32 protein-coding genes are annotated in these 24,207 nt (G+C 42.3%); 23 read left to right on the top strand and 9 right to left on the bottom strand.

Going from position 1 to position 24,207, the window contains the following annotated elements:
* Positions 1-70 precede the first annotated feature (70 nt).
* The 9 genes from ACXAEY_RS13445 (at position 71) to aceA (ending at position 8,062) form a co-directional block, all read left to right on the top strand.
* Positions 71-994 carry a metal ABC transporter solute-binding protein, Zn/Mn family gene (locus ACXAEY_RS13445; RefSeq protein WP_270181522.1) on the top strand — a complete coding sequence of 308 codons (924 nt, stop codon included), beginning with the start codon at positions 71-73 and terminating at the stop codon, positions 992-994.
* A gap of 30 nt (positions 995-1,024) precedes the next feature.
* Positions 1,025-1,777: a metal ABC transporter ATP-binding protein gene (locus tag ACXAEY_RS13440; protein WP_474812510.1), complete on the top strand. Its 753-nt coding sequence runs from the start codon at positions 1,025-1,027 to the stop codon at positions 1,775-1,777.
* A gap of 15 nt (positions 1,778-1,792) precedes the next feature.
* Positions 1,793-3,124 carry a metal ABC transporter permease gene (locus ACXAEY_RS13435; RefSeq protein WP_474812508.1) on the top strand — a complete coding sequence of 444 codons (1,332 nt, stop codon included), beginning with the start codon at positions 1,793-1,795 and terminating at the stop codon, positions 3,122-3,124.
* Positions 3,125-3,126: 2 nt separating this feature from the next.
* Positions 3,127-4,011, top strand: a complete 885-nt coding sequence (locus ACXAEY_RS13430; protein ID WP_270181525.1) for a metal ABC transporter permease — start codon at positions 3,127-3,129, stop codon at positions 4,009-4,011.
* A gap of 242 nt (positions 4,012-4,253) precedes the next feature.
* On the top strand, positions 4,254-5,096 hold the full coding sequence (locus ACXAEY_RS13425; protein WP_474812506.1) for a DUF1206 domain-containing protein: 843 nt from the start codon (positions 4,254-4,256) through the stop codon (positions 5,094-5,096).
* Between the two features lie 4 nt (positions 5,097-5,100).
* Positions 5,101-5,433: a thioredoxin family protein gene (locus ACXAEY_RS13420; protein ID WP_474812505.1), complete on the top strand. Its 333-nt coding sequence runs from the start codon at positions 5,101-5,103 to the stop codon at positions 5,431-5,433.
* 254 nt (positions 5,434-5,687) lie between these two features.
* The gene (locus tag ACXAEY_RS13415; protein ID WP_270181528.1) at positions 5,688-5,834 is read left to right on the top strand and encodes a hypothetical protein; all 147 of its coding nucleotides are present in this window, start codon (positions 5,688-5,690) and stop codon (positions 5,832-5,834) included.
* 17 nt (positions 5,835-5,851) lie between these two features.
* Complete coding sequence (locus ACXAEY_RS13410; RefSeq protein ID WP_474812503.1) at positions 5,852-6,766, top strand: aldolase/citrate lyase/malate synthase family protein; 915 nt, start codon at positions 5,852-5,854, stop codon at positions 6,764-6,766.
* Positions 6,767-6,787: 21 nt separating this feature from the next.
* A complete protein-coding gene (aceA, locus tag ACXAEY_RS13405) occupies positions 6,788-8,062 on the top strand; it encodes an isocitrate lyase (RefSeq protein WP_474812501.1) in 1,275 nt (424 codons plus the stop codon).
* A 34-nt stretch (positions 8,063-8,096) separates the two neighbouring features.
* On the opposite strand, the gene ACXAEY_RS13400 is transcribed toward aceA, so the two are convergent.
* Both ACXAEY_RS13400 and ACXAEY_RS13395 read right to left on the bottom strand, forming a co-directional pair.
* On the bottom strand, positions 8,097-8,321 hold the full coding sequence (locus ACXAEY_RS13400; protein ID WP_270181531.1) for a hypothetical protein: 225 nt from the start codon (positions 8,319-8,321) through the stop codon (positions 8,097-8,099).
* A gap of 39 nt (positions 8,322-8,360) precedes the next feature.
* Positions 8,361-8,834, bottom strand: coding sequence for a glycine/sarcosine/betaine reductase selenoprotein B family protein (locus ACXAEY_RS13395; RefSeq protein WP_474812500.1), 474 nt, complete (start codon positions 8,832-8,834; stop codon positions 8,361-8,363).
* Positions 8,835-9,005: 171 nt separating this feature from the next.
* On the opposite strand from ACXAEY_RS13395, the gene ACXAEY_RS13390 reads away from it, so the two are divergent.
* Together ACXAEY_RS13390 and ACXAEY_RS13385 are read left to right on the top strand one after the other, a co-directional pair.
* On the top strand, positions 9,006-9,209 hold the full coding sequence (locus tag ACXAEY_RS13390; RefSeq protein WP_474814827.1) for a YuzI family membrane protein: 204 nt from the start codon (positions 9,006-9,008) through the stop codon (positions 9,207-9,209).
* Between the two features lie 112 nt (positions 9,210-9,321).
* Positions 9,322-9,648: a hypothetical protein gene (locus ACXAEY_RS13385; RefSeq protein WP_474814825.1), complete on the top strand. Its 327-nt coding sequence runs from the start codon at positions 9,322-9,324 to the stop codon at positions 9,646-9,648.
* Between the two features lie 368 nt (positions 9,649-10,016).
* Here the strand turns inward: ACXAEY_RS13385 and ACXAEY_RS13380 are convergent, their stop codons facing one another.
* A complete protein-coding gene (locus ACXAEY_RS13380) occupies positions 10,017-10,856 on the bottom strand; it encodes a superoxide dismutase (protein WP_270181534.1) in 840 nt (279 codons plus the stop codon).
* Positions 10,857-10,990: 134 nt separating this feature from the next.
* Here ACXAEY_RS13380 and ACXAEY_RS13375 point away from each other — a divergent pair, with 134 nt between their 5' ends.
* Positions 10,991-13,855, top strand: coding sequence for a transglycosylase domain-containing protein (locus ACXAEY_RS13375; RefSeq protein ID WP_474812498.1), 2,865 nt, complete (start codon positions 10,991-10,993; stop codon positions 13,853-13,855).
* Positions 13,856-13,928: 73 nt separating this feature from the next.
* On the opposite strand, the gene ACXAEY_RS13370 is transcribed toward ACXAEY_RS13375, so the two are convergent.
* The 6 genes from ACXAEY_RS13370 to ACXAEY_RS13345 form a co-directional block, all read right to left on the bottom strand.
* On the bottom strand, positions 13,929-14,144 hold the full coding sequence (locus tag ACXAEY_RS13370) for a spore germination protein GerPB (protein WP_474812496.1): 216 nt from the start codon (positions 14,142-14,144) through the stop codon (positions 13,929-13,931).
* A gap of 14 nt (positions 14,145-14,158) precedes the next feature.
* Complete coding sequence (locus tag ACXAEY_RS13365) at positions 14,159-14,374, bottom strand: spore germination protein (protein ID WP_270181537.1); 216 nt, start codon at positions 14,372-14,374, stop codon at positions 14,159-14,161.
* Positions 14,375-14,417: 43 nt separating this feature from the next.
* Positions 14,418-14,825 carry a spore germination protein GerPE gene (locus ACXAEY_RS13360; protein ID WP_474812493.1) on the bottom strand — a complete coding sequence of 136 codons (408 nt, stop codon included), beginning with the start codon at positions 14,823-14,825 and terminating at the stop codon, positions 14,418-14,420.
* Positions 14,822-14,998 (bottom strand): spore gernimation protein GerPD, encoded by a 177-nt coding sequence (locus ACXAEY_RS13355; RefSeq protein ID WP_224881323.1) that lies wholly within the window; start codon positions 14,996-14,998, stop codon positions 14,822-14,824. The genes ACXAEY_RS13360 and ACXAEY_RS13355 overlap by 4 nt, the downstream gene beginning before the upstream one ends.
* Positions 14,995-15,606: a spore germination protein GerPC gene (gene gerPC / locus ACXAEY_RS13350; RefSeq protein ID WP_474812491.1), complete on the bottom strand. Its 612-nt coding sequence runs from the start codon at positions 15,604-15,606 to the stop codon at positions 14,995-14,997. Before gerPC ends, ACXAEY_RS13355 begins: the two co-directional genes overlap by 4 nt.
* A 71-nt stretch (positions 15,607-15,677) precedes the next feature.
* On the bottom strand, positions 15,678-15,899 hold the full coding sequence (locus tag ACXAEY_RS13345) for a spore germination protein (RefSeq protein ID WP_270181540.1): 222 nt from the start codon (positions 15,897-15,899) through the stop codon (positions 15,678-15,680).
* 203 nt (positions 15,900-16,102) lie between these two features.
* On the opposite strand from ACXAEY_RS13345, the gene ACXAEY_RS13340 reads away from it, so the two are divergent.
* From ACXAEY_RS13340 to ACXAEY_RS13290, 11 genes are all read left to right on the top strand, one after another.
* Entirely contained in the window at positions 16,103-16,762 is a 660-nt protein-coding gene (locus tag ACXAEY_RS13340; RefSeq protein ID WP_474812489.1) for a DUF4397 domain-containing protein, read from the top strand.
* Between the two features lie 58 nt (positions 16,763-16,820).
* Positions 16,821-17,072, top strand: coding sequence for a hypothetical protein (locus ACXAEY_RS13335; RefSeq protein WP_474812487.1), 252 nt, complete (start codon positions 16,821-16,823; stop codon positions 17,070-17,072).
* A gap of 48 nt (positions 17,073-17,120) precedes the next feature.
* Positions 17,121-17,327 carry a DUF2188 domain-containing protein gene (locus ACXAEY_RS13330; RefSeq protein WP_270181543.1) on the top strand — a complete coding sequence of 69 codons (207 nt, stop codon included), beginning with the start codon at positions 17,121-17,123 and terminating at the stop codon, positions 17,325-17,327.
* 89 nt (positions 17,328-17,416) lie between these two features.
* The gene (locus ACXAEY_RS13325; protein ID WP_270181544.1) at positions 17,417-17,899 is read left to right on the top strand and encodes a ribonuclease H-like YkuK family protein; all 483 of its coding nucleotides are present in this window, start codon (positions 17,417-17,419) and stop codon (positions 17,897-17,899) included.
* A gap of 119 nt (positions 17,900-18,018) precedes the next feature.
* Positions 18,019-19,038 carry a GTP 3',8-cyclase MoaA gene (gene moaA, locus ACXAEY_RS13320; RefSeq protein ID WP_474812484.1) on the top strand — a complete coding sequence of 340 codons (1,020 nt, stop codon included), beginning with the start codon at positions 18,019-18,021 and terminating at the stop codon, positions 19,036-19,038.
* 5 nt (positions 19,039-19,043) lie between these two features.
* Positions 19,044-19,832: a formate dehydrogenase accessory sulfurtransferase FdhD gene (gene fdhD, locus ACXAEY_RS13315; RefSeq protein ID WP_270181546.1), complete on the top strand. Its 789-nt coding sequence runs from the start codon at positions 19,044-19,046 to the stop codon at positions 19,830-19,832.
* Positions 19,833-19,922: 90 nt separating this feature from the next.
* Complete coding sequence (locus ACXAEY_RS13310; RefSeq protein ID WP_270181547.1) at positions 19,923-20,195, top strand: hypothetical protein; 273 nt, start codon at positions 19,923-19,925, stop codon at positions 20,193-20,195.
* Between the two features lie 132 nt (positions 20,196-20,327).
* Positions 20,328-22,166, top strand: a complete 1,839-nt coding sequence (locus tag ACXAEY_RS13305; RefSeq protein ID WP_270181548.1) for an LTA synthase family protein — start codon at positions 20,328-20,330, stop codon at positions 22,164-22,166.
* 68 nt (positions 22,167-22,234) lie between these two features.
* The gene (locus tag ACXAEY_RS13300; RefSeq protein WP_270181549.1) at positions 22,235-22,489 is read left to right on the top strand and encodes a hypothetical protein; all 255 of its coding nucleotides are present in this window, start codon (positions 22,235-22,237) and stop codon (positions 22,487-22,489) included.
* A 161-nt stretch (positions 22,490-22,650) separates the two neighbouring features.
* Positions 22,651-23,496 carry a transporter substrate-binding domain-containing protein gene (locus ACXAEY_RS13295; RefSeq protein ID WP_442865160.1) on the top strand — a complete coding sequence of 282 codons (846 nt, stop codon included), beginning with the start codon at positions 22,651-22,653 and terminating at the stop codon, positions 23,494-23,496.
* A 16-nt stretch (positions 23,497-23,512) separates the two neighbouring features.
* Positions 23,513-24,190, top strand: a complete 678-nt coding sequence (locus tag ACXAEY_RS13290; protein ID WP_270181550.1) for an amino acid ABC transporter permease — start codon at positions 23,513-23,515, stop codon at positions 24,188-24,190.
* Positions 24,191-24,207: the final 17 nt, after the last annotated feature.

Raw genomic sequence — 24,207 nt, 5'->3', positions numbered from 1 at the left:
TTTTTTCCGCTATGCACAATATCACAACCGAAGAATACTATTTTAACTAATCGAAAGTGAGGAACAAATCATGAAGAAATTTATAGGACTATTTCTAGGGGCGGTACTTGCGGTCGTTCTTTCAGCTTGTGGCAGCACAGATGCAGGGAGCGAGAACGAAAAGATCGTTGTTACAACTACGATCGGTCAGATTGCAGATATCGTTGAAAATGTAGGTGGAGAGCACGTAGAAGTGGATGGACTAATGGGACCAGGTATTGACCCTCACTTATACAATGCTTCACAGGGAGACATCAATAAACTTTCAAAAGCTGATATTATCTTTTACAACGGTCTTCATCTTGAAGGAAAGATGGGAGACATCTTCGCAAAAATGAAGAAAGATAAGCCAACATATCCGATTGCTGAAGCCATTCCGGAAGAAAAACTTCTTCAAGATCAAGCTGACGCATCTGCAATCGATCCACACGTTTGGTTTAACATCGATCTATGGAAATATGCAGTTGAAGAAGTGCGCGATGGTTTGATCGAATACGATCCTGAGAATAAAGAAGAATATATGAAGAATACGGAAGCTTATATTAAGGAATTAGAAGAAGTACAGGCAGAAGCTCAGGAGAAGATCAACGAGATTCCTGAAGAAAGCCGCGTGCTAGTAACTGCACACGATGCATTTCAGTATTTCGGTCAGGCATATGGAATGGAAGTAAAAGGGCTTCAAGGACTAAGCACGGATTCAGAATACGGCTTGCGCGATGTGCAAGACCTTGTGAACGTTCTTGTTGACAGAAACATTAAAGCAGTATTTATCGAGACGAGTATCTCAGAACGCTCGATCAATGCAGTAGTCGAAGGTGCAAAAGAAAAGGGTCACGATGTGAAAATTGGCGGTGAATTGTTCTCAGATGCAATGGGAGAAAAGGGAACGCCAGAAGGTACGTACACAGGAATGTACCGACACAACATCGATACGATCACGAATTCGTTAAAATAAGGATGTAAGAAGTCGAAAGGAGTTTCAGGAATGAATCCCGTTGATATATCTAACGTAACAGTTGCATATGACAGAAAGCCAGTTCTTCAGGAAGTGACATTCAATGTCCCTGAAGGAAAGCTTATTGGAATCGTAGGTCCTAACGGTGCAGGCAAATCTACATTGATCAAAGCGATCTTAGGGCTGGTTCCAACAGCTTCTGGCACTGTTCAGATATACGGCAAACCCTACAAGGCACAGAGAAAACTCGTTGGATACGTTCCTCAAAGAGGCTCTGTCGATTGGGATTTTCCAACGAATGCGCTTGATGTCGTTCTGATGGGGAGATATGGCCACATCGGATGGTTTAAGAGACCTGGTAAGAAGGATACTAAAATCGCAATGCAGGCACTCGATAAAGTTGGAATGAAAGAGTATGCGGATAGACAGATTAGCCAGCTTTCAGGTGGACAGCAACAGCGCGTGTTTCTTGCAAGAGCTCTCGCTCAAGATGCAACCGTTTATTTTATGGATGAACCGTTCGTTGGGGTAGATGCTGCTACAGAAAAAGCGATCATCGCGCTATTGAACGAGTTGAAAGCCCAGGGTAAAACGGTGTTGGTGGTCCATCACGACCTCCAAACAGTCAAAGAATATTTTGATTGGACCCTTCTATTGAATAAAAGGCAGGTAGCACTTGGGCCGACTGAAGAAGTATTTACGATCGATAATTTACAGAAAACGTACGGAGGAAGACTTGCGTTTCTAGATCAGCAAGTGAATCAACCGTTCGTTCAACAGTGATAAGGAGGACCGGCAATGTGGAATGAGATACTCCTGACTCTACAGGATGCTAATACACAATGGGTCCTCTTTGGATCCATACTTCTCGGTATAGCGAGCGGCGTGCTCGGTAGTTTTGCGCTGCTTCGTAAACAAAGCTTGATCGGAGATGCGATGGCCCACGCGGCATTGCCGGGGATCTGTATCGCTTTTCTCCTATACGGTACGAAGTCGATCGGTTGGTTTCTTATTGGTGCCGCGCTATCAGGTTTGTTAGCGACCTATTTCATACAATCGATCATCCATCATTCAAGAATCAAAGAAGACACGGCGATCGGTCTAGTGCTCTCCGTGTTCTTTGGTTTTGGTATCGTACTTTTAACGAAAATTGCACAATCGGAAAACGGAAATCAAAGTGGTCTAGATGATTTTATTTTTGGGCAGGCGGCATCATTAGTTGGAAATGATGTAAAGGTCATCTCTAGTGTCGCAATTGTACTACTGATCATCACGTATCTCTTGTTTAAAGAACTAAAACTGTTTACGTTCGACCGTCAATTCGCAAAAGGAATCGGATTACCGACAGGGCTGTTGAACGCTCTATTGATGACGTTGATCGTTAGTGCTGTTGTAATCGGTCTTCAAGCAGTAGGTGTTATCTTGATGGCTGCGATGCTGATTACGCCAGCAATATCCGCTCGCTATTGGACGGATCGTCTTGATCGCATGGTTATCATTGCAGGAGGAATCGGAGCGCTATCAGGAACTCTCGGCACGATTTTGAGTTCGATGGCGAATAGTCTTCCGACTGGTCCAGTCATCGTCATTGCTGCGACATTGATGTTTCTTTTTTCACTCGTCTTCGCTCCAAAACGCGGTTTGGTTTCAAAAGGTGTGAAGCTATATAAACTACGTAAGGAGGTCGCTCGTGAAACGGTTCTCCAAACGCTTTATGATTTAACGGAGTCGACAACCACGAGCGGTGGAGAAATCGAATTTACACCGCAAGCGATTGCTGAACGCAGACCGATGAGTGATCGAAAACTTCAAGCGAATCTTTTATCACTTGAAAAAGAAGGCTTGGTTGTCAATTCGGGAGACAAATGGAAATTAACATCTAACGGTGCGGTAGAGAGCTATGAAATCACATTAAACAATCGATTGTTCGAAACGTACTTGATGTATGAAATGAAGTTCGCACATCTTCAACTAGCCGCAAACGATTCATGGAATTATAAAGAACTTCCAGCGGAAACGTTAAACGAACTTAAGGGATACATGGCAGTTCACGACCGAACGCCAAAATTAGATCCAGAGTTATTTGCGACTTTTGGAAATCATGATGAGCAGAAAAGGGAGGTGAACTGATCATGAGCTATGGCGCATGGATTATCCTAACAGGCTCACTCGTAGGAGTATCATGTGGAATCGTTGGTTGTTTTCTAATATTGAGGAAGATGGCGATGTTAGCTGATGCGATCAGTCACACCGTCTTATTAGGAATCGTACTTGCATACCTTGTAAGTCACTCCCTCGAAGGAATATATATGCTTGTAGGGGCTGGAATAATCGGACTTTTGACGGCCTTCTTAGTACAGGTCCTCGATACGTCTGGCGTTCAATCTGATGCAGCGATCGGCGTTGTGTTCACATCGTTGTTTGCTCTTGGAGTTATCTTATTATCAGCTTTTGCAGGAAAAGTTCACCTTGACGTCAACCATGCATTGATGGGTGAAATTACATTCATTCCATGGGATACGTTAACGATCAATGGAATGGATCTTGGACCATCTGCTGTATGGATGCTTGGTTTTGTCCTGATACTGAACCTTATCTTAATCTTTTTCTTTTATAAAGAAATTAAGATCAGCTCATTCGACCCTGCTATGGCAACAGCGATCGGGATTCCGGTCATCTTCATCCACTACCTTTTGATGTCGATGGTATCCATTACGACGGTAGCATCTTTCGATAGTGTTGGTGCGATCTTAGTTGTTGCGATGTTGATCGTACCTGGTGCCACTGCGTACTTGTTAACAGATCGATTGATCATCATGCTTTGTATCAGTGCTGTAATCGGGGTCGCTTCTGCAGTCGGAGGCTATTACGCGGCGCTTGCATGGAACATTTCGATTTCAGGTTCTATGGCTTCGATCGCTGGTTTGATCTTTGGTCTTACGTTTATTTTATCTCCGAAACATGGACTCTTAGGTAAGGTGCTTGCTAGAAGGTCGATATCTACACAGCACTCATAATCCATTTAACGCGATAAATTATAGAAGAAATGATTCGAAACTATATGAAAATTTAGAGACTTATAGTATAGTAAGTTCATATCGATAGACTGTACCCACGGGTCTATCTCCTCAATTGAAGGGCCATCCTAACGAATGCTGGATTCGTTAGGATGGCTATTTCTTTTTTTATTTTTAGATTGAAATGAAATTTCATAGGGAATATACCTGTGGAATGGAATTGATTGAGAGGAGAAATCGAGATGGATGTAGGTACAGAATCAAGAGTGAAGGCTCAGCAAGCAAAAAACGATGTAAAGCCCTGGATCAGAGGACTGGCAAGGATGGGCTATATTGCAAAAGGCGTTGTGTATTTGATTATTGGTGTTCTGGCCTTTCAAGCCGCAATTGGTACGGGAGGAAAAACGACTGATTCGAAGGGAGCTTTCGCAGCGGTCGCCTCAAAACCGTTTGGAGAAGCACTTCTTTGGGTCTTAGCTGTTGGATTGCTTGGGTATGCGATGTGGAAGTGTATTCAAGGCATTAAAGATCCTGAGAAAAAGGGAAATGGGACGAAGGAAATCTTCTTACGCGTTGGATTTGTCGGAAGTGGGATCGTTCATGTATTTTTAGCCTACAACGCTGTTCAGATCATCTCAAGAGCTGGGAGTTCTTCTTCTGGCGGAAAACAGTCATGGTCTGCTATGTTATTAAGTAAGCCTTTTGGACAATGGATCATCGCATTAATTGGCGTTGGGTTCATCATATTCGGCATTTCTCAAGTTGTTCGAGCATATAAGAAGTCGTTTATGAAGAGTTTAAAAAATCACAATATGCATGACCAGGAACAGTGGTGGGGCAAGCGCTTCGGTCAATTTGGCTTGAGTGCTCGAGGTGTTGTGTTCGCTTTGATGGGAATCTTCTTTATTCAAACAGCGATCACAGCAGATCCTGATAAAACAAAAGGACTCGATGGCGCCCTTTCAGAATTGTCACAGCAGCCATATGGTACAGTTCTATTAGCTATTGTTGCTCTCGGTTTCATCGCATATGGATTATTTATGTTTGTAAAGGCGAAGAATAGGAGAGTAACCGTTTCTTCATAGGTAGGTGGAATGTTTGAAAGAGATTTCGTTGAAAGATGCACAAGTAGCGATACAGGATGAAACATTGTTCTTTTTATACCTGTATGGAACGAACTGTTCAGTTTGCCATGCATTACTACCACAGGTAGAAGAAGTGATGAAGCAGTATCCAGAAATACAGTGTGGAAAATTAAACGTACATGAGGTTCCTGAAGCGGCAGGTGAGTTCTCCGTGTTTACGATTCCTGTTCTCCTCTTATATGTGGAGGGAAAAGAAACGATCCGAGAAGCACGATTTGTTAACATGGATTCCTTTGCTTCAAGTATCGAGAGAATCACGACTCTTATAAAAGGTTAAGGCTTTTCGGGTTCACAGCTAGGAGGGAAGTTCTGTATCATAACACGAAAATAAGAAAACAGCGCACAGCATCCCGCAGGATGCTGTGCTTTTCTGTGTTATCACACAAAAATCACTCGATAAACTCTTTGAAATTTGGGTGTTTATAATATTTTTTATTTTTCTGAAAAATAGGTTGAACCTTTTTGTTTTATTGTTATATAATACTAACATATTCAGTTAGTTGTACTATAACAGATAGGAGGAAGTAAATAATGAATTGTTATACGTGTTCTGGAAATGGTGAACTTTCTTGTCCTCATTGTCACGGTAAGGAAAGAACGGCTGAACAATGCAAGCATTGTCGCGGAGAAGGCTGTGTTGGATGCCACCGCTGCAGTGGCAACGGACGTTTGGATTAATTGAAAGGGGGCTACAAATGGGAACGGTGAATGTAAAAACTGTATCACTAACACGGTCAGATGAAGAAGCAAAGTTCCTATCGAGGCTCATTCATACATTCGATGTAGAACGCTCCCAGATCCATGAGCCAAGAAACAGCGGATTGAACACAAACGTAAATCGTATCGACAGCAACTGGCACGTTAAGCCGGTGAGAAAAGATCTGCAAGATCAAAGAGTCGGTTTGATCGTAAGACATCATTCAGAAATGAAGAGATGCCTTGAATCGAGGGCGAAGGTGATTACGGTCGACTTTTTAGACTCATCAGATCGTCATTCCTCATTTAGCTATATTCAAAGCGCTATCGAAGAAGCAACGAGAAGCAGGAGCCAAATTCCAGCGATAATGTGCGATGTAAAAGCAAACGAAAAGGAATCGGTCTTAATCGTTGGAAAGTATTTGTTTCAAAATGCTGAAGCCTTATTACATAGGCGGTCAGCACCATATTTTTCACTAAGAGGGATTGCTTCTTGTGAGATGGCGAGGGTATGGAGAAAGCTTATCTCCTTCGCTGAAGCTGAACTATCACTTATAAGAGGTACTGTCAAAGTGGCGGTTGAAATTGACGCTGTGAATTATACCGACTGCGAACACATTCTTTATGAGTTTAAAGACCATTGTGCTGGTCTTAGGGTGGTGACTGATGATCGACACGTTGATAGCGAGATCGTACAAAACACCATTGCGATCGGCCATGCGCGAGGTACTCATGTCATCGCACTTAAAGAGCGAACGTTCACCGAGAAAGCAGCCGAATCAGAAGCGATAACTGGATTTGACGGAATTAGTATTAGCAATCATACAGCCATCGAAAGTATGGTAACCATTTGGAATCATATTATGCCAGAAGCAAATCAGTTATGGAAGAAACGAAAAGGAATCACTTGTTAACTTACATTAGGGGAGGAATTAATGATGAATGAAGGAAAAAAGTTACTGGATAGCTGGAAATCAGACCGTTTTACAGGTGTTGAGCGACCGTACTCACCTGAAGACGTAATGAAGTTAAGAGGATCGGTTCAGATCGAATATACATTAGCACGTAGAGGTGCTGAAAGGCTCTGGAAATCCATAAACGAAGAAGACTTTGTGAATGCGCTCGGTGCATTGACAGGAAATCAAGCCGTTCAACAAGTAAAAGCGGGCTTGAAGGCTATATACTTAAGCGGATGGCAGGTAGCTGCTGACGCAAACGTTTCAGGGCAAATGTATCCCGATCAAAGTCTATATCCAGTGAACAGCGTGCCGCAAGTTGTAAAACGAATCAACCAGGCTCTTCAAAGAGCAGATCAAATTGAGCATTCAGAAGGTAGCTTTAATCGTGATTGGTTTGTTCCGATCGTAGCAGATGCTGAAGCTGGATTCGGTGGTGCACTGAATGTATTTGAACTGATGAAGTCCATGATTGAAGCAGGTGCTGCAGGTGTTCACTTCGAAGATCAGCTATCTTCAGAGAAAAAGTGTGGGCACCTCGGAGGGAAAGTGCTGCTTCCAACGCAGCAAGCTGTGCGGAACCTTATCTCCGCAAGACTAGCGGCTGACGTGATGGGTGTACCAACCGTGATCATCGCTAGAACAGATGCGAACGCTGCTAACTTGATCACAAGCGATGTAGACAGCTATGACCGAGAGTTTTTAACAGGCGAACGAACACCGGAAGGCTTCTTTTACACGAAGGCTGGACTCGATCAAGCGATCGCTCGAGGGCTTGCATACGCACCTTATGCTGATTTGATCTGGTGTGAAACATCTGAACCAAACCTTGAAGAAGCGAAACGATTTGCAGAAGCGATTCATGAGAAATTCCCTGGAAAACTTCTTGCATACAATTGTTCTCCATCGTTCAACTGGAAGAAGAAGCTTGATGACGAAACCATTGCGAAATTCCAAAAAGAATTAGGGAAGATGGGCTATAAGTTCCAGTTTGTAACACTTGCTGGATTCCACGCGCTCAACCATAGCATGTTCGAGCTTGCTCGGGATTACAAAGATCATGGAATGGCTGCCTATTCGAGGCTTCAACAAGCTGAGTTTGCAAGCGAAGCGGATGGCTACACTGCGACAAGGCATCAAAGGGAAGTAGGGACTGGTTACTTTGATGCGGTTTCTCAAGTGATTACAGGAGGAACTTCTTCCACGACAGCTCTCAAAGGGTCAACAGAAGAAGAACAGTTTTCGACGAATTAAAGTAAAAACCGGCTGATTTCAGCCGGTTTTTTCGTTACTTGAACTTTATGTTAGACTCCACGATCGTTCCGCCTTCAGTTACCTCTTTCAAGCAATCGAGTGCTTTATGAAGAACCTGTTGTTGTTGTTCTTTATTACCAGGTTGTCCTACAGCACTACCAAAAGGAAATCTGCTATATAGCGTGCGGGGGATTTTCACATAGTCTGCAATTTCTTTTGACATCGAGAGTGTAACGGTTGGAATTCCGTGTTCTTCCAATATGCGAGCGACCAGACCGGCCGACTGTTGGCAAATTGGTCAGGAAGGAACCAACAATGCGAAATCAACGTTTTGCTGAAGTAGTTTTTGTGCTACTTCAGGTGCAGTAACCTGTTTTAGTGGATGAGGAGTTGGGATATAGCCCATAAAACTATAGTGGGTATCTGCGAGCCCCCCAATTCTTCCTTCCTCCACCAGTTCATTCATTCTTTCGAGCGGGAAGAGGACGTTAGGGTCCTGCCTCACGTTCGTTTGGTCATAATGTTCATGAGAGAAAGATAGATCTTTATTTGGTGTTGTTGCAGGTATTTCTCGGTAAGAAGGATCACCTAATCCGAAATGATCGGTAAAAGGTGTTTGTCCTTTTACATAAACCCCACCTGTTGTGATGATAGCACCTTTTGCATTACTTAGATCTTTTGTAAAAGGTGTGAAAGGTGTAGTTTCGTTCTTTTCGTATCGAAACGATGGAACCCAGTTTTGCCTTACTGCTTGTTCAACTTTTTCGATCAACTTTTTCTCCTCCTTTCGTATGTAATATCCCCATTCCGTTTTATCATTTATGCCAACAGATGAAAAGATATATGCTCTAACACTCATAATTAGAAGGACAAGTTAATATGATGGGTAATAAAAACGTTGGGAGGGACAGGCAGGAATGAAAAAGACGTTTGCCTATGTGACATGATCTTTCGTTTTTTCATTTTTCTAGTTGGCTTTGGTCTCTCTGTCGCAGGTGGCGTTACTTTAATACTCGAACTAAACTTTATTATCATCGGTCACACTGTTTTAGAATATTTACAATATGTATCACGACGACCGGAGATGTTTTTATTTGCATCTGGAATCATTGTGATTTGGGTAAGTGTATATTGGCCTAAGTTTTAATGTGTGAAATCCCAATATCTCCGCTAATGTCCCTTTCATAATCGAGCACTTTCCATAACCTATACTGTAGGCAATCGAACGGTAATGGAAAGGGAGATGACATGTGAGGTATATGGGACATCATATGAATTGTTATGATCCGCGTCTACACACGAGATACAATCATCAAATGAGACAGTTTGGCCTTGGATATCCTTTTCTCGGCGGTTTGGCAGGTGGGCTTGCTGGAGGATTTATCGGAAGTGCCATAGCACCCGGATACGGCTATCCTGGTCCAAGGCCTCCTTATTACGGTGGAGGTTATGGCTATCCGCCGTATGGATATCAAAACTACCCAGGACAATATGGAGCAGGCTACCAAAGCGGGGGATACCCAGGTGGTTACGGAGGATATGGAAGTCAGTATAGTTCACCATACTGGCAAGGTTCTTATAGATAAGTAAAGAAGCAAAGACGCTGTCTTTGCTTCTTTAGAGTGTTAAGGGAGTTTAAGTGTTGCGATAAGATTAATCAATTATTTCCACTCCAATTAACTTGGGTGATGATTGGAAGGTCACAACCCCCATATGTTAAACCATTGAGACGGAATGTTCGTTATGTAATTACTCTTATTAAGTAGGAGAGACGATCGCGGACTCCTGCGGTTGAACGGTCGGCCTAGACCGGGGTGTGGGTTTCACCTCGGGCTTGGCCGTTCGTCCGCGGAAAGCATGCGATCGTCATCGACTACGGCATCGGGAACACCGAATAATGATATAAGCTTCTCGATAAGAAAGAATCAAAGACCATGGTCTTTGATTCTTTTATTTAAAACGATTCCCATTTCACAAGTTGTGCTGTTTCAAGGCGATGGGTGACCTCAAGCCAGTTTACAACATTCCACCAGTTATCAATATACTCTTTCCGATTATTCTCATACTGAAGGTAGTAGGCGTGCTCCCATACATCGAGAACAAGAAGAGGGATCACATCCCATTGACTCAGGTTCTGATGCTTTTCGGCTTGGAGAATTTCTAATCGTCTCGAAACGGGTGACCATACGAGAATCGCCCACCCTGAACCTTCGACTTTATTTGCAGCGTTCGTAAACTGTTCTTTAAATTGCTTGAAGCTGCCAAAACTCTTATTGATTTCATCAAGCAATACACCAGAAGGTTTTCCTCCGTGTGGCGTCATCACTTTCCAGAAGATCGTGTGTAGATAGTGCCCTGCACCGTTAAAAGCTAGCTCCCTCTCCCAGTGTTTGATGAGCTCGTATTTTCCTTTTTTTCTAGCCTTTTCGAGCTCCGTTTCTGCTTGGTTTAAGCCATCTACATAGCTCTGGTGATGTTTATCATGGTGAAGCTTCATAATACGTGCAGAGATATAAGGTTCTAATGCATCGTACGCATAAGGCAGAGGAGGCAGTGTATGACCACCGATCGGTACACTCTCACGGCGAATCGCTCTCCATTCGTTGTATAGCTCTGCGGCTCTTATATAAAGAGAATTGTTAGGAGATGGGTCCTGGAGCTCTACATGATATTCTAAATCCCTTAACCAATTTTCTGTTAACGGGATGAGTGATTCGTACCGCTCATTGTTCATAATCTTTTCGTAAAAATGATTTCCCCATATCAATAGCTCATCAGGTGTGGAACTGTCCATATTTCATCCTCCTTTACTTGCCGTTATTACTATATGAAAGGGAATAGAACTTTTATCATCAAAATTTAATGTTTTTTACAAGTAGTATGTGGGTATTCCTCCTTATAGACTAAGACCTTTAAGGTGGGATTATAATGGGGAAAAGCACGAATAAGGGGACGAAGCAGCCTAGAAAACGTACTTTCTTAAGATACATAGCATTGAGCATGGTGTTTATCATGATATTTGTATTATCTTTTGGTGGCTATAATACGTATGCTTATATCAATGATGCACCTAAACTTGATGAGAAAGAGTTAAACCTTGCTCAGTCTTCAACGATTTACGATCGAGATGGAAATAAGATAAAAGATCTTATCGGTAAGGAGCATAGAAAAACAGTAGCATTTGAAGACATTCCAGACCACGTCGTGAACGCGTTTATCGCAGTAGAAGATGTGAGGTTCTGGGATCATAGCGGCGTCGACGTGAAACGAATAGGCGGTGCGATTCTTGCGAATATCAAAGAAGGTTTCGGCGCAGAAGGCGCGAGTACGATCACACAGCAAGTCGTGAAGAACATGCTTCTTGAACCTGAGAAAACGATGAAGCGAAAAGTCCAAGAAGCTTATCTTGCAATTGAGTTAGAAGAAGAGTATTCGAAAGAAGAAATCTTCGAAATGTATGTGAACAAAATCTATTTTGGTAATGGAGCATACGGTGTCGCAACCGCAGCTGATACATACTTTGATAAGAATTTGGATGAATTAACGACTGGTGAAGTTGCTCTATTGGCCGGATTACCACAAAGACCTTCTGGATATGATCCATACAAACATGAAGATCTTGCTGAAGAGAGAAGAGGAACCGTCCTCTATCTGATGGAGAAACACGGTTTCATTAGTAAAGAGGAACGAAAAGAAGCAGAATCTGTAGCAGTATCTGACTTGATTGTCGAGAAGAAAGCACCTTCTACGACCAATGACGTGTTTATTGATCAAGTGATCGTAGATTTGAAGAAAGCAGGAATACCTGAGACAGCACTTTTTACAGGCGGCTTGGAGATCCATACGACACTCGATCAAAATGCACAGCAAGTTGTTGATGATGCCCTCACAACGGATAAGGCAGTAGCGTATCCAGATGAGAAGTTTAAAGCTGGTATTGCGTTGATCGATACACAAACAGGTAAGGTCAGAGCTATAGGTGGAAATCGTAACTCTGAGAAGAAAGATGTTCAAAAAGGGTTCAACTATGCAACACAATTAGAGCGTCAGCCTGGATCGACGATTAAACCTATATTAGATTATGCTCCTGGTATTGAAAAACAAAAGTGGTCTACGAACAAACAGTTCGTGGATGAAGAGCTTGAACTAAATGGAAAAGAATTTAGCAATTGGAACGATGAGTACCATGGCAGTGTATCCATTAGGACTGCATTACAGTGGTCATATAATATCCCAGCCATCAAGGCATTCATGGAAGTCGGTGGGGAAGAAGCGAAAGCATTCGCTGAAAATCTAGGAATCTCGATCGACCATACTTATCCTTCATATGCGATTGGAGGGTTCAATAAAGGGATATCTCCATTAGAACTTGCTGGAGCATACGCATCCTTTGGCTCTGGAGGAGTTTTTCATGAACCTTATAGCGTAGAGAAAGTCGTGTATCCAAATGGGAAAGAGTTGAATCTAGCATCTGAGGGAAGCCGTGCCATGAGTGAAGGAACAGCTTACATGATCACAGATATGCTTCGCACCGTAGTAAAAGATGGGACGGGTATGCAAGCGAGCATTCCAGGTCTTGACGTAGCTGGAAAAACTGGTACGACGAACTTACCAGAAGAAATCAATGCTGAAGGAACTTCAGATTCGTGGTTCTCAGGTTATACGACTAATTTTACGGCAGCAGTATGGACGGGTTATGATCAAACAACGGCAGAAACGTTTATAAAAAAGAAGGATGACGACATCGCAAAATTGTTGTTTAAGCATGTGATGGCAACAGTATCGACCGATGTAGAAACAGCAGCTTTTGAGAAACCAGATTCTGTTGTAGAGTTAAAGATCGACAAGAATTCAGGCTTGCGAGCAAACTCAAAGACTCCTAGTTCAGAAACGATTACAGAACTATTCTTCAAGGGTGAGGAACCAGAAAAAGCAAAGCTGCCTGAACCAAAACCGAAAAAAGAAGAGAAAAAGAAACCAGCTCCTCCTAACAATAGCGATAAAAAGGAAGCAGAAAAAGACAAAGAAACGAATGAACCTGAAGAGTCCTCTGAAACAGATGAGAGTAATTCTTCTGAAGATGCAAACGAAGAGAACAGCGGTGAACAAGGTTCAGAAGAGACCGAAAGTGAAGAAGACACCGAGAGTTCTGAATCAGGAGATTCCGGAAGTGAAGAAGGATCAGGGTCAGGAGACTCTGGAGGTGAAGATGGCTCAGGAACAGGAGACTCTGGAGGTGAAGATGGCTCAGGAACAGGAGACTCTGGAGGTGAAGATGGCTCAGGAACAGGAGACTCCGGAGGTGAAGATGGCTCAGGAACAGGAGACTCCGGAGATGAAGATGGTTCAGGATCAGGAGACTCTGGAAGTGAAGAAGGTGCTGGCTCAGGATCAGGAGAATCCGGAAGTGAAGAAGGTGATGGCTCAGGATCAGGAGACTCTGGAAGTGAAGAAGGTGCTGGCTCTGGAACAGGAGAATCCGGAAGTGAAGAAGGTGATGGATCAGGATCAGGAGACTCTGGAAGTGAAGAAGGTGCTGGCTCAGGATCAGGAGACTCCGGAAGTGAAGAAGGTGATGGATCAGGATCAGGAGACTCTGGAAGTGAAGAAGGTGCTGGCTCAGGATCAGGAGACTCCGGAAGTGAAGAAGAAACTGATGACTCAGATTCAGGAAACACTCGAAATGAAGAGGGTTCAGCAGAACCGGGAAACGGAAGCTCTAAAACTGATGAAGAGGATGAAGAATCAAACGATGACTCAACTGAAAATACGAAGCAGTCTTCTAACGGCTAATGTTGAAAACCTCCAGATTACATCTGGAGGTTTAGTTGTTTTTCATATGTAAAATACCGCCACTTTGGCGGTATTAAGATGGAGGAGCTAACGGTACATATGGGCTGAATTCAGACTGAAACTGTTGAGATTCAAACTCTGGAGCTGGCTCTGTATACGCTCCAGTATTGTAAAGGTTAGAAAGTGGCTTGATGACACCTGCACTACCAATTTGAAGAACTGAAGAGTTTGAAATTCCTTCGACTCTAAGCTGATGAATGACGATGTTTTGGTTTACAAAGAAATTCAAGGCTCTTCAGCTCCCTAATTATTTGCGGTGATATCTTGGTCAGCGATGTCAGGATCAAATGAGTTCGTCATACTGAATCCGTTGTTTACAACATGAAAATCTCCAGTATTAAACCCTCCTGAACCTGCGTATGTTTTCGAAGTCGATTTAGGTGTTGTATTGAAGCTGTCCCCGAAGTTTACGACTCCCCCTGCGCTGTTGATTTTTACTGGACCTACAATAGAAGGCATGGATAAACATCCTTTGCAGTGATAGTTATACCGTATACTATGTCTAATCTAGGGATATGTTCGACTTATCCTCTTCAGGATCAGAGAAGAATTCACGAACGTTCTTTACTCTCGCTTCGCTTCGAATGAATTGCGTGGAACCTACGTGTAGAACAGAAGAAGCTGCAACACCGATAATATCTATTCCGCCTACTTTGATTACAGGGTTTTCTTGTATCGTTATTTGTTCCACACACTCCGTAATTACAGGGAGAGGAATCTCTTGAGAATAAATAGGAAATTCGGATAAATCCTTTGCTTCATCGCCTTTAAAGATGGGGTACTCTCTTTGCACGGCGTATACCTGCGATTCAGGAGTAACTTGATTGCTATCCCCAATCTGCACTGTTGCAGCAAGGTCTACTGACGCGACGCGAATCCAGTTAACGAGTGAAGCTCTAGAAGGGATCATGTCGTAATCGGCACAAATGGTCTTGTGACGATTAATGATTCGGGAGGTGTATCGAATATTGATGAGCATGCGACAGTTTGCGTATCTCCAATCAATACGACTGATGAGCTCGCTACGGCCATGATCGAAAGCTGACCTACTGAAAGTCCTCTATTTATGACGGTGTACTTCACTGTGGTTCCATCCCCTTCGGTAAGTTTTTAATGAAAGCTTCCATTCCCTTTACGACATCCCGCTTGATTTTTGTTACGATTTCTTCCGTCACTTTTTCATTCGTTGCTGAAGAAGAACGAGTGCTCGAATCGTTCAAATAATGATTGATTCTTTGATCGAGCTGTTTTTGTATATCGTTTAATATAAAATGACGATAAGGATCGTCGAGAGGGTAATTATATTGTTTTTCCAATTCCATTAGTTGAGGCAACGCATCCCTCTGCATATAAGATTGGACGTTCTGTTGAATGGCTTGAATGGCTTCTGGTGAAGCTGCTGGAGCATTTGGTCCTTGTGGCTGACCATTGACCGTAAAGTCTTCTAACATTTCTCCATTTGCGCCTGGCGTCAGTCCGATGTTGAGGGTACCATCCAACCTTTCTATTTTAAGTTGGTCAAATTTATATTCAACTTTTTCAATATTTGTTTTAGGAGATTGCGCTTGCTCTTGCATTTTTAACTCGAGCCGCTTGATCTTTTTTTCAAGCTTGCTGATTCGATTGTCTTGTTGGGCAATAGTTTCTTGCATCCGTTGCAGTATCGCGTATAAGTTATCGTTTGGATACATAGACAATCCTCTCCCGTATAGGAATCTTACTTCAGTCTATGCTGTAACCGATAATAGGTGTTCGCCCTATTTTAGATATTTGCAACCACGTTCTGATCTGCAACATCGGAATCGTTTACTGTCGTTACGCTGTAGGAACTACTTACGTTAAGTCCGTTTCCTGTATTAAATGAACCTGCACCAGCAAATGTTTTCGCTGTGCTGATAGGAGATACGATAAACACGTCACCGACATGAAATACTCCGCTACTACCGATGCTGTTTACTTTGATTGCTCCAACTAATGCCGGCATGATTTCACATCCTTTTCTAACGTCTCTTGTTACTGTATGCGATAAAACGGGCTGATGTTCAGACAAGTGATTGGGCGGATCCATCCTCTTGTATCGAAGGGTCATCAGCATATTTAATAAAGATCGTTTCTTCTTTGAATATTTGACTTCCTTCTGATAAAAAATAGTCTCGTCAGATAATAGAAGAAAAAGGATGTGTTTGTATGAAGATGATCGCCTCATTACTCTTAACCGCATGTATGGTAATGGGATTAACCCAGATCACTCAAGCTGGCGAACAATCAAACGTAAGAGTGATTCATGCTTCTCCAGATGCGCCAGAGGTAGATGTCTATGTGGACGGGAAACCTGCTTTTGAAGGAGCGACGTTCCAAGCAGCAACGGACTATGCATCCGTAACACCTGGTGAAAGGAAAATACAAGTGTTTCCTTCATCTGCGGGAGGAAAAGGGGATGCAGTCCTCGAGAAAACATTAACGATCGGCAGCGGCAAAGACTATTCTGTTGTTGCTTTAGGAAAGCTTTCTGACCTTTCATTGCTTGTTTTAGAGGATGAGACAGCGACTTCAGAGAAAGCGGGTATCCGCGCTGTTCATGCTTCGCCAGACGCGCCGGCTGTCGATATCGCTGTAAAAGATGGAGATGCAATCATCAGCGATCTGTCGTTCGGTAAATCTTCCGACTACAAGACCGTTGACCCAGGGACGTATGATCTTGAGATTAGACCTGCAGGGAGTAGTCAATCCGTTTTAGATTTACCGAATATTCCTGTTGAAAGTGGGCAGAATTATACTGCGATAGCAGTAGGTTTCCTAGAAGATGAACCTAGTTTGAACGTTGTTCTTGTAAAAGACGGTAATTAACACGCGACCGCAGCGATTCCGCTGCGGTTCTTTCTATCCAATATTAGGAGTGAATTGCATGCACACAAAGCAAACCGTTCGTTATATTTGCGAACAGTATCAAAGCGGAAATCACTATTATTATAAACAGGAGCTCATTACTCATGATTCCTGGCAAAATCCTTCTTCTATCCAATGGTCGGCAAGGCGTCCGATCACGCGGAAAACCTTTCAAGCTAAAGAAAAAGAAGGGTATAAGACGCTCGTAATAAAAGTAGAGAAAGCGCCTGCAGAAATTCTCTTATTCACGAAGCGAAAGCAGAGCGTTTAAAAAAGGGCCGGAAGTGGTATTAACTTTTCAAAAAGGAGGTGGTTCTAATTGAAGACGATTTATCACGTTCAGAGCCATCGTGATGAGAAGTGGCAAGTGAAACGAGAAGGAGCTGAACAAGCTACCAAAACGTTTTCTACAAAAGAAGAGGCCTATCAGTTTGGAAGAGAGCTTTGTGATTCTAATAGACCCTCAGAGCTTATCATCCATAAGTTAGACGGTGAAATCGAGGATAAAAGCCTCTATAATGACTAGTAAATTTCGTTCGGGCGTACATATTTTTCAGCTTTTGAATAAATATAGTAGTACTAACTACTACTTTTAGATGAAAGAAGGGAACTGCGATGGATTTTATTAGTCCCTCAGCTGGAAGAGTGACGGTCGAACAAGTTACCGGATTAATCGAGTCATATACGAAAGAAGACCCTAAAGCGACTTATCGCATTGTTATAGGTACTGATTCTCAAACAACACGTAAAACGACGCAATTCGTAACTGCCTTGATCATCCACCGGGTAGGAAAAGGAGCAAGAATCTTCTACCGAAGAGAAAAACACAAACCCATTCATGAATTGCGACATCGTATCTATAAAGAAACTGAAATGAGTCTCGAGCTTATGGAATCGTTAAAGGAAGAAGGAATCGCTGAACTTTTAAAGAAATGGCCGATCGAAATTCATCTTGATGTAGGAAAACAAGGTGAAACGCGTAAGATCATCCAAGAGGTTGTTGGTTGGGTAACAGCAGTAGGGTACATTGCCCGTATTAAACCGTACTCATATGGAGCGAGCAGTGTTGCTGATCGATATACGAAATCCATAAGTTAAACTGGCCATGCCAGTTTTTTTCTTTGGACAATCCTGATAAATTTGGGGTTATGGCTGGAAAAATATGCACGAACCCTTTAACATTAACCTTACTACCACATTGTGAAAGGAGTGAGGTTATGGCTCGTGAGCAAAAGGTTTATGATCGCTATCAGCGTCCGCTACGAGATTTACGAATCTCTGTAACCGATCGATGTAATTTTCGCTGTCGCTATTGTATGCCAGAGGAAACGTTTGGTCCAGATTACGAATTTTTACCAAAAGCAAGTTTATTGAGTTTTGAGGAAATCACAAGACTTGCGAAGGTATTTGTGGGAATGGGAGTCGAGAAGATCAGACTTACTGGAGGAGAACCCCTCCTTCGAAAAGACTTATCTGTTTTAGTACATATGCTTTCATCGATCGATGGAATAAAAGATATTGCTCTTACAACGAATGCATCTTTACTAAAGAAGCATGCTGTGAGCTTAAAAGAAGCGGGCTTAGATCGTGTCAACGTAAGCCTCGATGCGATTCATGATGAAACGTTCGGGAAGATGAATGGAAGAGGAACGAAGATCAAGCCGGTCCTCGATGGGATACAGGCAGCAACGGATGCTGGCCTCGGAGTAAAGATTAATATGGTCGTACAAAAAGGTGTGAATGACCACGAGATCATCCCGATGGCAGCGTACTTTCGACACAGCGGACATGTCGTGAGGTTCATTGAGTATATGGATGTGGGAAATTCAAACGGGTGGAAATTTGACCATGTCGTAAGCAAAAAAGAGATCGTAGATGTTATTTCTGACCTGTACCCTTTGGAAGAGGTTGAACCTGCTTATTATGGAGAAGTTGCGAATCGTTTCACATACCTCGATGGAGCTGGTGAAATCGGTGTGATTTCTTCTGTAAGTGATTCATTTTGTGCGAATTGCACGCGTGCGAGATTATCAGCGGATGGAGCTCTTTATACCTGTTTATTTTCATCCAAGGGGACAAGTCTTCGAAATCCATTGCGAAACGGTGCGACTGACAGTCAGATGGCAGATCTTCTCCATTCCGTTTGGAAGGGACGAGACGACCGCTATTCTGATGAACGAACGGAAGAAGGAGTCGAAAAGCGAGAAAAGATCGAAATGTCCTTCATAGGTGGGTAAAAGAGATGAACAGTAGCAAGAGAAGAATCGTAAGCTATCAGGATGGAACGTTTGTTGAGAAAGAAGATACGATTGCGTTAGAAAAGCCGCTTACGATTAGAGTGAACGGTTTGGAGTTTGCAACGGTTGTGTGTACTCCTGATGATCTTGAGGAATTGGTCATTGGTTTTCTTGCTTCAGAAGGTGTTGTGACATCTCATAAAATGATTGAAGAAATGCTTTTCAACGATGGACAAGGAATAGTGAATGTGAAAGCTAAAACGAACGTTTCGCTTGAAACAAAGGCATATACAAAAAGAAAAATCAGTTCATGTTGCGGAAAGAGTCGACATTTTTATTTTGAAAGTGATTCGAAAACTGCTAGAACGATCATGAACGCGCCTACTTTGTCGGCTGAAGATTGTATAAAGTACATGAGCACGTTACAAGATGAATCTTCGACCTTTCATTCCACTGGTGGTGTTCATAATGCTGCTCTTTTTAACCGTGAAGAAATGATTGCGATTCGAACAGACATCGGTCGTCACAATGCGTTAGATAAAATATATGGATATATGCTTCAGAATGAGGTGCCACCGTCTCAATTAGCAGTAGCCTTCAGCGGACGGATTTCGTCAGAGGTCGTAATAAAACTATCCAAAATGGGAATCGGAGTTCTCTTATCTAAATCTGCACCTACAGATCTCGCTTTACGTCTTGCAGAAGATTTAGAGATTACAACAGTCGGATTTATTAGACGAGGCGGATTTAACGTTTATACGAGAGCCGACCGAATCAAGCTACGCTCAGAGTAAATTCTGAGCGTTTTTCTATCTGTTTCGCATGTTCTTGTGTGTATCGGCTCATACTACGATACATATAGAGTAATGAAAGGCGGATTGGTGATGGGTTGGACGATTGCTATGCTTCTTTGGGCATTTGGAATATTGTTCGTTGCAAGTCCAAGGGTATTGTTCCATAAACTTGAATTAAAGAAATCAGATACAGCCAATCATTCAAGAGCATCTAGAAACTCTGATCGAGGAGAAAGTATCCTGTTCTTTCTTGAGACGAAAGCACTCGATGCGATACCATGGTGGATCGTGACGCTCTTTTGTGTGTTTACTGGCTTAATCCTCATCGTACTTGGTGTGATCGCACTTGTTTTTTCATACTAAAACGAAACCTTCTCAGCAGATCATTCGTTTAACTAGTAATGTGAAAACAAGGGTAGCCGTTTGGTCTCCCTCTATTAGTGGTATTAATGTATAGAATAGAACGATACAGGGAGACGTAAGGGGTTGGAGTAGATGGAAGTAGAGAAAAGGAAAGAGCGAATATGGCAATTCTATTTTATATTAGTAGCACTGTTATTTGTGAAAACATATGTTGTCTACCGCTTTGAGTTTTCATTAACGATGACCGGTATTGGAGAAGAGCTGCTGTTGTTTATCAATTCACTAGGAGCAATTTCTTTGCTGCTTGGGATCGGCCTTTTTAAGAAACATTCAAAACCAGGGCTGATGTTAGCAGTTTATTTTTTGTTATCTGTGATTTTATATGCAAATGTGCTCTATTACCGGTTTTACATAGATTTTATAACGGTGCCTGTTCTTTTCCAGTTTGGTAACGTAGGTGGATTGAGTCAAAGTACGGTCGAACTGATCAACTGGTATGATCCTTTACTTGTCTTAGATTCATTCGTATTGTTTTGGCTATTGAAAAAGTGGAAGATTCATGGGACTTCCTTATCTAGCAAGCTAAAGAAGCGAACAGCTTATCTTGCATCGGGAATGTTTCTCGTGACAGCTGTGTTTGCGATTATGCTCCATCCATTACTATTTGAGAAATCCTACGACCGTGAGCTATTCGTGAAGTCGTTAGGAGCTTATACCTATCACGTGTACGACGTAGCTTACCAATCGATCACATCTTTAAATAGCGTTTTCGCGGACGATACAGATATATCTGAAATACAGGACTTTGTAGATAAGAACAGTGTAGACCGGTCTTCTTTCTTCGGTGTTGCAGAAGATAAGAACATTATTCTTATTTCACTTGAGTCCACTCAAGCATTTATGATGGAAGAAGAAGTTGAGGGCAAAGAAGTTATGCCATTCTTGAACAGCTTAAAAGATGAGAGTTTTTACTTTCCGAATTTCTATCACCAGACTGCACAAGGAAAAACGTCAGATGCTGAATTTATGATCGATAATAGTTTGTATCCTCTTGCAGGAGGTTCAGTCTTCGTTAGGAAACCAGAAAACAACTTTCATTCTCTTCCGCTAGTATTGAAGGAGGAAGGGTATACGACGACATCATTCCATGGCAATGACCGCCAGTTTTGGAATCGTGAAGAAATGTATGAAACACTAGGTTATGATCGTTTTTATTCAAAGAAAGATTACGATGTTACAGATGAGAATTCAATCAACTATGGACTGAAGGATATCCCCTTCTTTGAACAGTCTATTCCTTATCTGAAAGAGCTTGAAGAACCTTTCTCAGCAAAATTTCTCACGCTCACAAATCATTTCCCATTCTTGCTAGAAGAAGAAGACACGTATATCCCATTACCAGAGACGAGCCAAAGTGTTGTGAATCGCTATTTTGCAACTGTTCGGTATGAGGATGAATCGATCAAAAAGTTCTTTGAAGACTTAAAAGCAGAAGGGCTTTATGAAGACTCAATCTTTGTTCTGTACGGGGATCATTACGGGTTATCTGAAACGTACAATAACGCGATCGGTGAATACCTCGGTAAAGAAATCGGTCCAGTAGAGCACATTCAGCTTCAAAAAGTACCGTTGATCATCCATATTCCAGGTCAAGAGGGAAAAGTATTTGACACCGTTGGAGGGCAGATCGACCTTAAGCCGACTATCCTTGAACTCCTGGGTGTTGAAGAGGAGAATGGCTTGAATTTTGGTAGAAGTCTCTTAGCACCTGATCGAAAAAACCTTGTGATCTTACGTGACGGAAGTTTTGTGACCCAGGATTATGTGTATACGAAGAACACATGCTACAACAAAGAAACGGGAGAGAAAACGAATCGAAACAAATGTGCAAGACACTTCGAACACGTACAAGATGAGCTAGATTATTCTGATCGCGTGATTTACGGCGATCTTCTCCGATTTATGAAGTAAGATGATGTAAAAAGGTTACCAATCGTGGTAACCTTTTTAATAGGACTAAAGGTAAGGAGTTTGAGTGTATGGATATTCAACGTTTGCAAATACTTGCTGAAGTAATTCGAGAATACAAAACAGCGATTCATATGGATCAAAGGAAGGATGAGATCGGTAGTGAAGTTCTTGAAATCATTATGAACTCACAAGATCTTGTACTATATGGTCATGTGAAGAGAGCGAAAGAGATCGACCGCTTTCCTGGTGAGGCGATCAAGCACCTTGACGAAGCTACCGCATATCTTCATGACAAGATCGATGAGCAAATGCGTCATCATTAGAGTTAAGCTAAGAAAGCACTTCCAGAAAACGGTCGTGCTTTTTATTTTGTGAAAAAAGCGAATACTTAGTATGTTGCAGGAAGTTGTACAATTTGTTGCATTTTGTCGTAAAAAAATGATATATTTTTAACTGTTTAGTATATTAAAGGGGGATTACTAGTATGTCTACGTACATAAAACGATTGGTACCTATGTTTGTTGTAGGACTACTCGTGTTAGCGATAAGTGCTTGTTCGAATGACGAACAAAGCGAAGAAACGACTTCAAAGTGGGATGAGATCAAGGAAGAGGGCAAACTTGTCGTTGCAACTTCAGGAACGCTTTACCCAACTTCGTATTATAAAGAAGGTTCTGATGAGATCACTGGGTATGAAGTAGAAGTTGTAAAGGAAATGGCAAAGCGCCTTGAGCTTGAAGTTGAATTTAAGGAAATGGGCTTCGATGGCATGCTGACAAGTCTAAAGTCAGGTCAAGTCGACCTTGCAGCGAATGACATTACAGATACGGAAGAACGTAAAGAAAAGTTTACTTTCTCTGAGCCTGTAAAATATTCTTATGGAACAGCGATCGTTCGTAAAGATGATCTGTCAGGCATCGAATCACTAGACGATCTTGAAGGGAAGATCGCTGCAGGCGCATCTACCACAGTTTATATGGAGATCGCTCGAGAGAATGGTGCTGAAGAGAAAATCTATTCAAATGCTACCAACGAACAATATTTACGAGACGTTTCTACAGGTCGTACGGATATCATTTTAAATGATTATTACCTTCAAACGCTCGCTTTAGCTGCATTTCCTGAACTAAATATCACGATTCACCCCGACATCAAGTATCTACCAAACAATCAAGCGATCGTGATGAATAAAGGAAATGACGAGCTTTTAGAAAAGGTTAATGAAACGATCAAGGAAATGAAAGAAGACGGTACGCTGAAAGAGATCTCTGCAGAGTTCTTCAACGGTGCAGATGTTTCAGTAGAGCCTGATGTTGATTTTGAGCAGTAGAAGGGTGTTGTAACAAATGGGGAATTTTCAACCTGAAAACCTATTTGATGCAGATCTTGCGATAAGATCGTTTCCCTATGTGATTCAAGGCCTAGGGTTAACCATGTTGATTTCGGTCGTCGGAATGATCGTCGGCCTGATCCTCGGCTTGTTTCTAGCTCTCGGTCGAATGTCGAAGGTCAAAATGTTACGGTGGCCAGCTCGGTTGTACATTTCGTTCATGAGGGGGACACCGATTCTAGTGTTTCTCTATATATTGTACTTTGGACTTCCGATGGCAGGAATTGAGTTTTCGGCCATAACAGCTGCGTTGATCGGATTCAGTTTGAACAGTGCAGCTTACATGGCTGAGATTCAGCGTTCTGCGCTTTCTTCGATTGAAAAAGGACAATGGGAAGCCTCAACAGCGCTCGGAATGTCCTACTGGCGAACGATGAAAGAGGTCATTCTACCTCAAGCAACCAGGATTGCGATCCCTCCATTATCGAACGTGATGCTAGATTTGATCAAGGCATCCTCTCTAGCGGCCGTTATTACAGTGCCAGAGCTGCTCCATCATGCTCAAAGAGTCGGAGGGCGCGAGTTTGATTTCATGACACTTTATATTTTGGTTGCCTTCATTTATTGGGGTGTTTGTGTCGCCGTGTCATTCATACAAGAATTGCTAGAGAAGCGGTATTATTATGTGAACTAAATCCCTGCATTAGCAGG

It is taken from the genome of Anaerobacillus sp. ABA4_114, assembly GCF_056159065.1.
The sequence above is the reverse complement of the archived record's forward strand: the minus strand, read 5'-3'. Positions and strand labels throughout refer to the sequence as shown.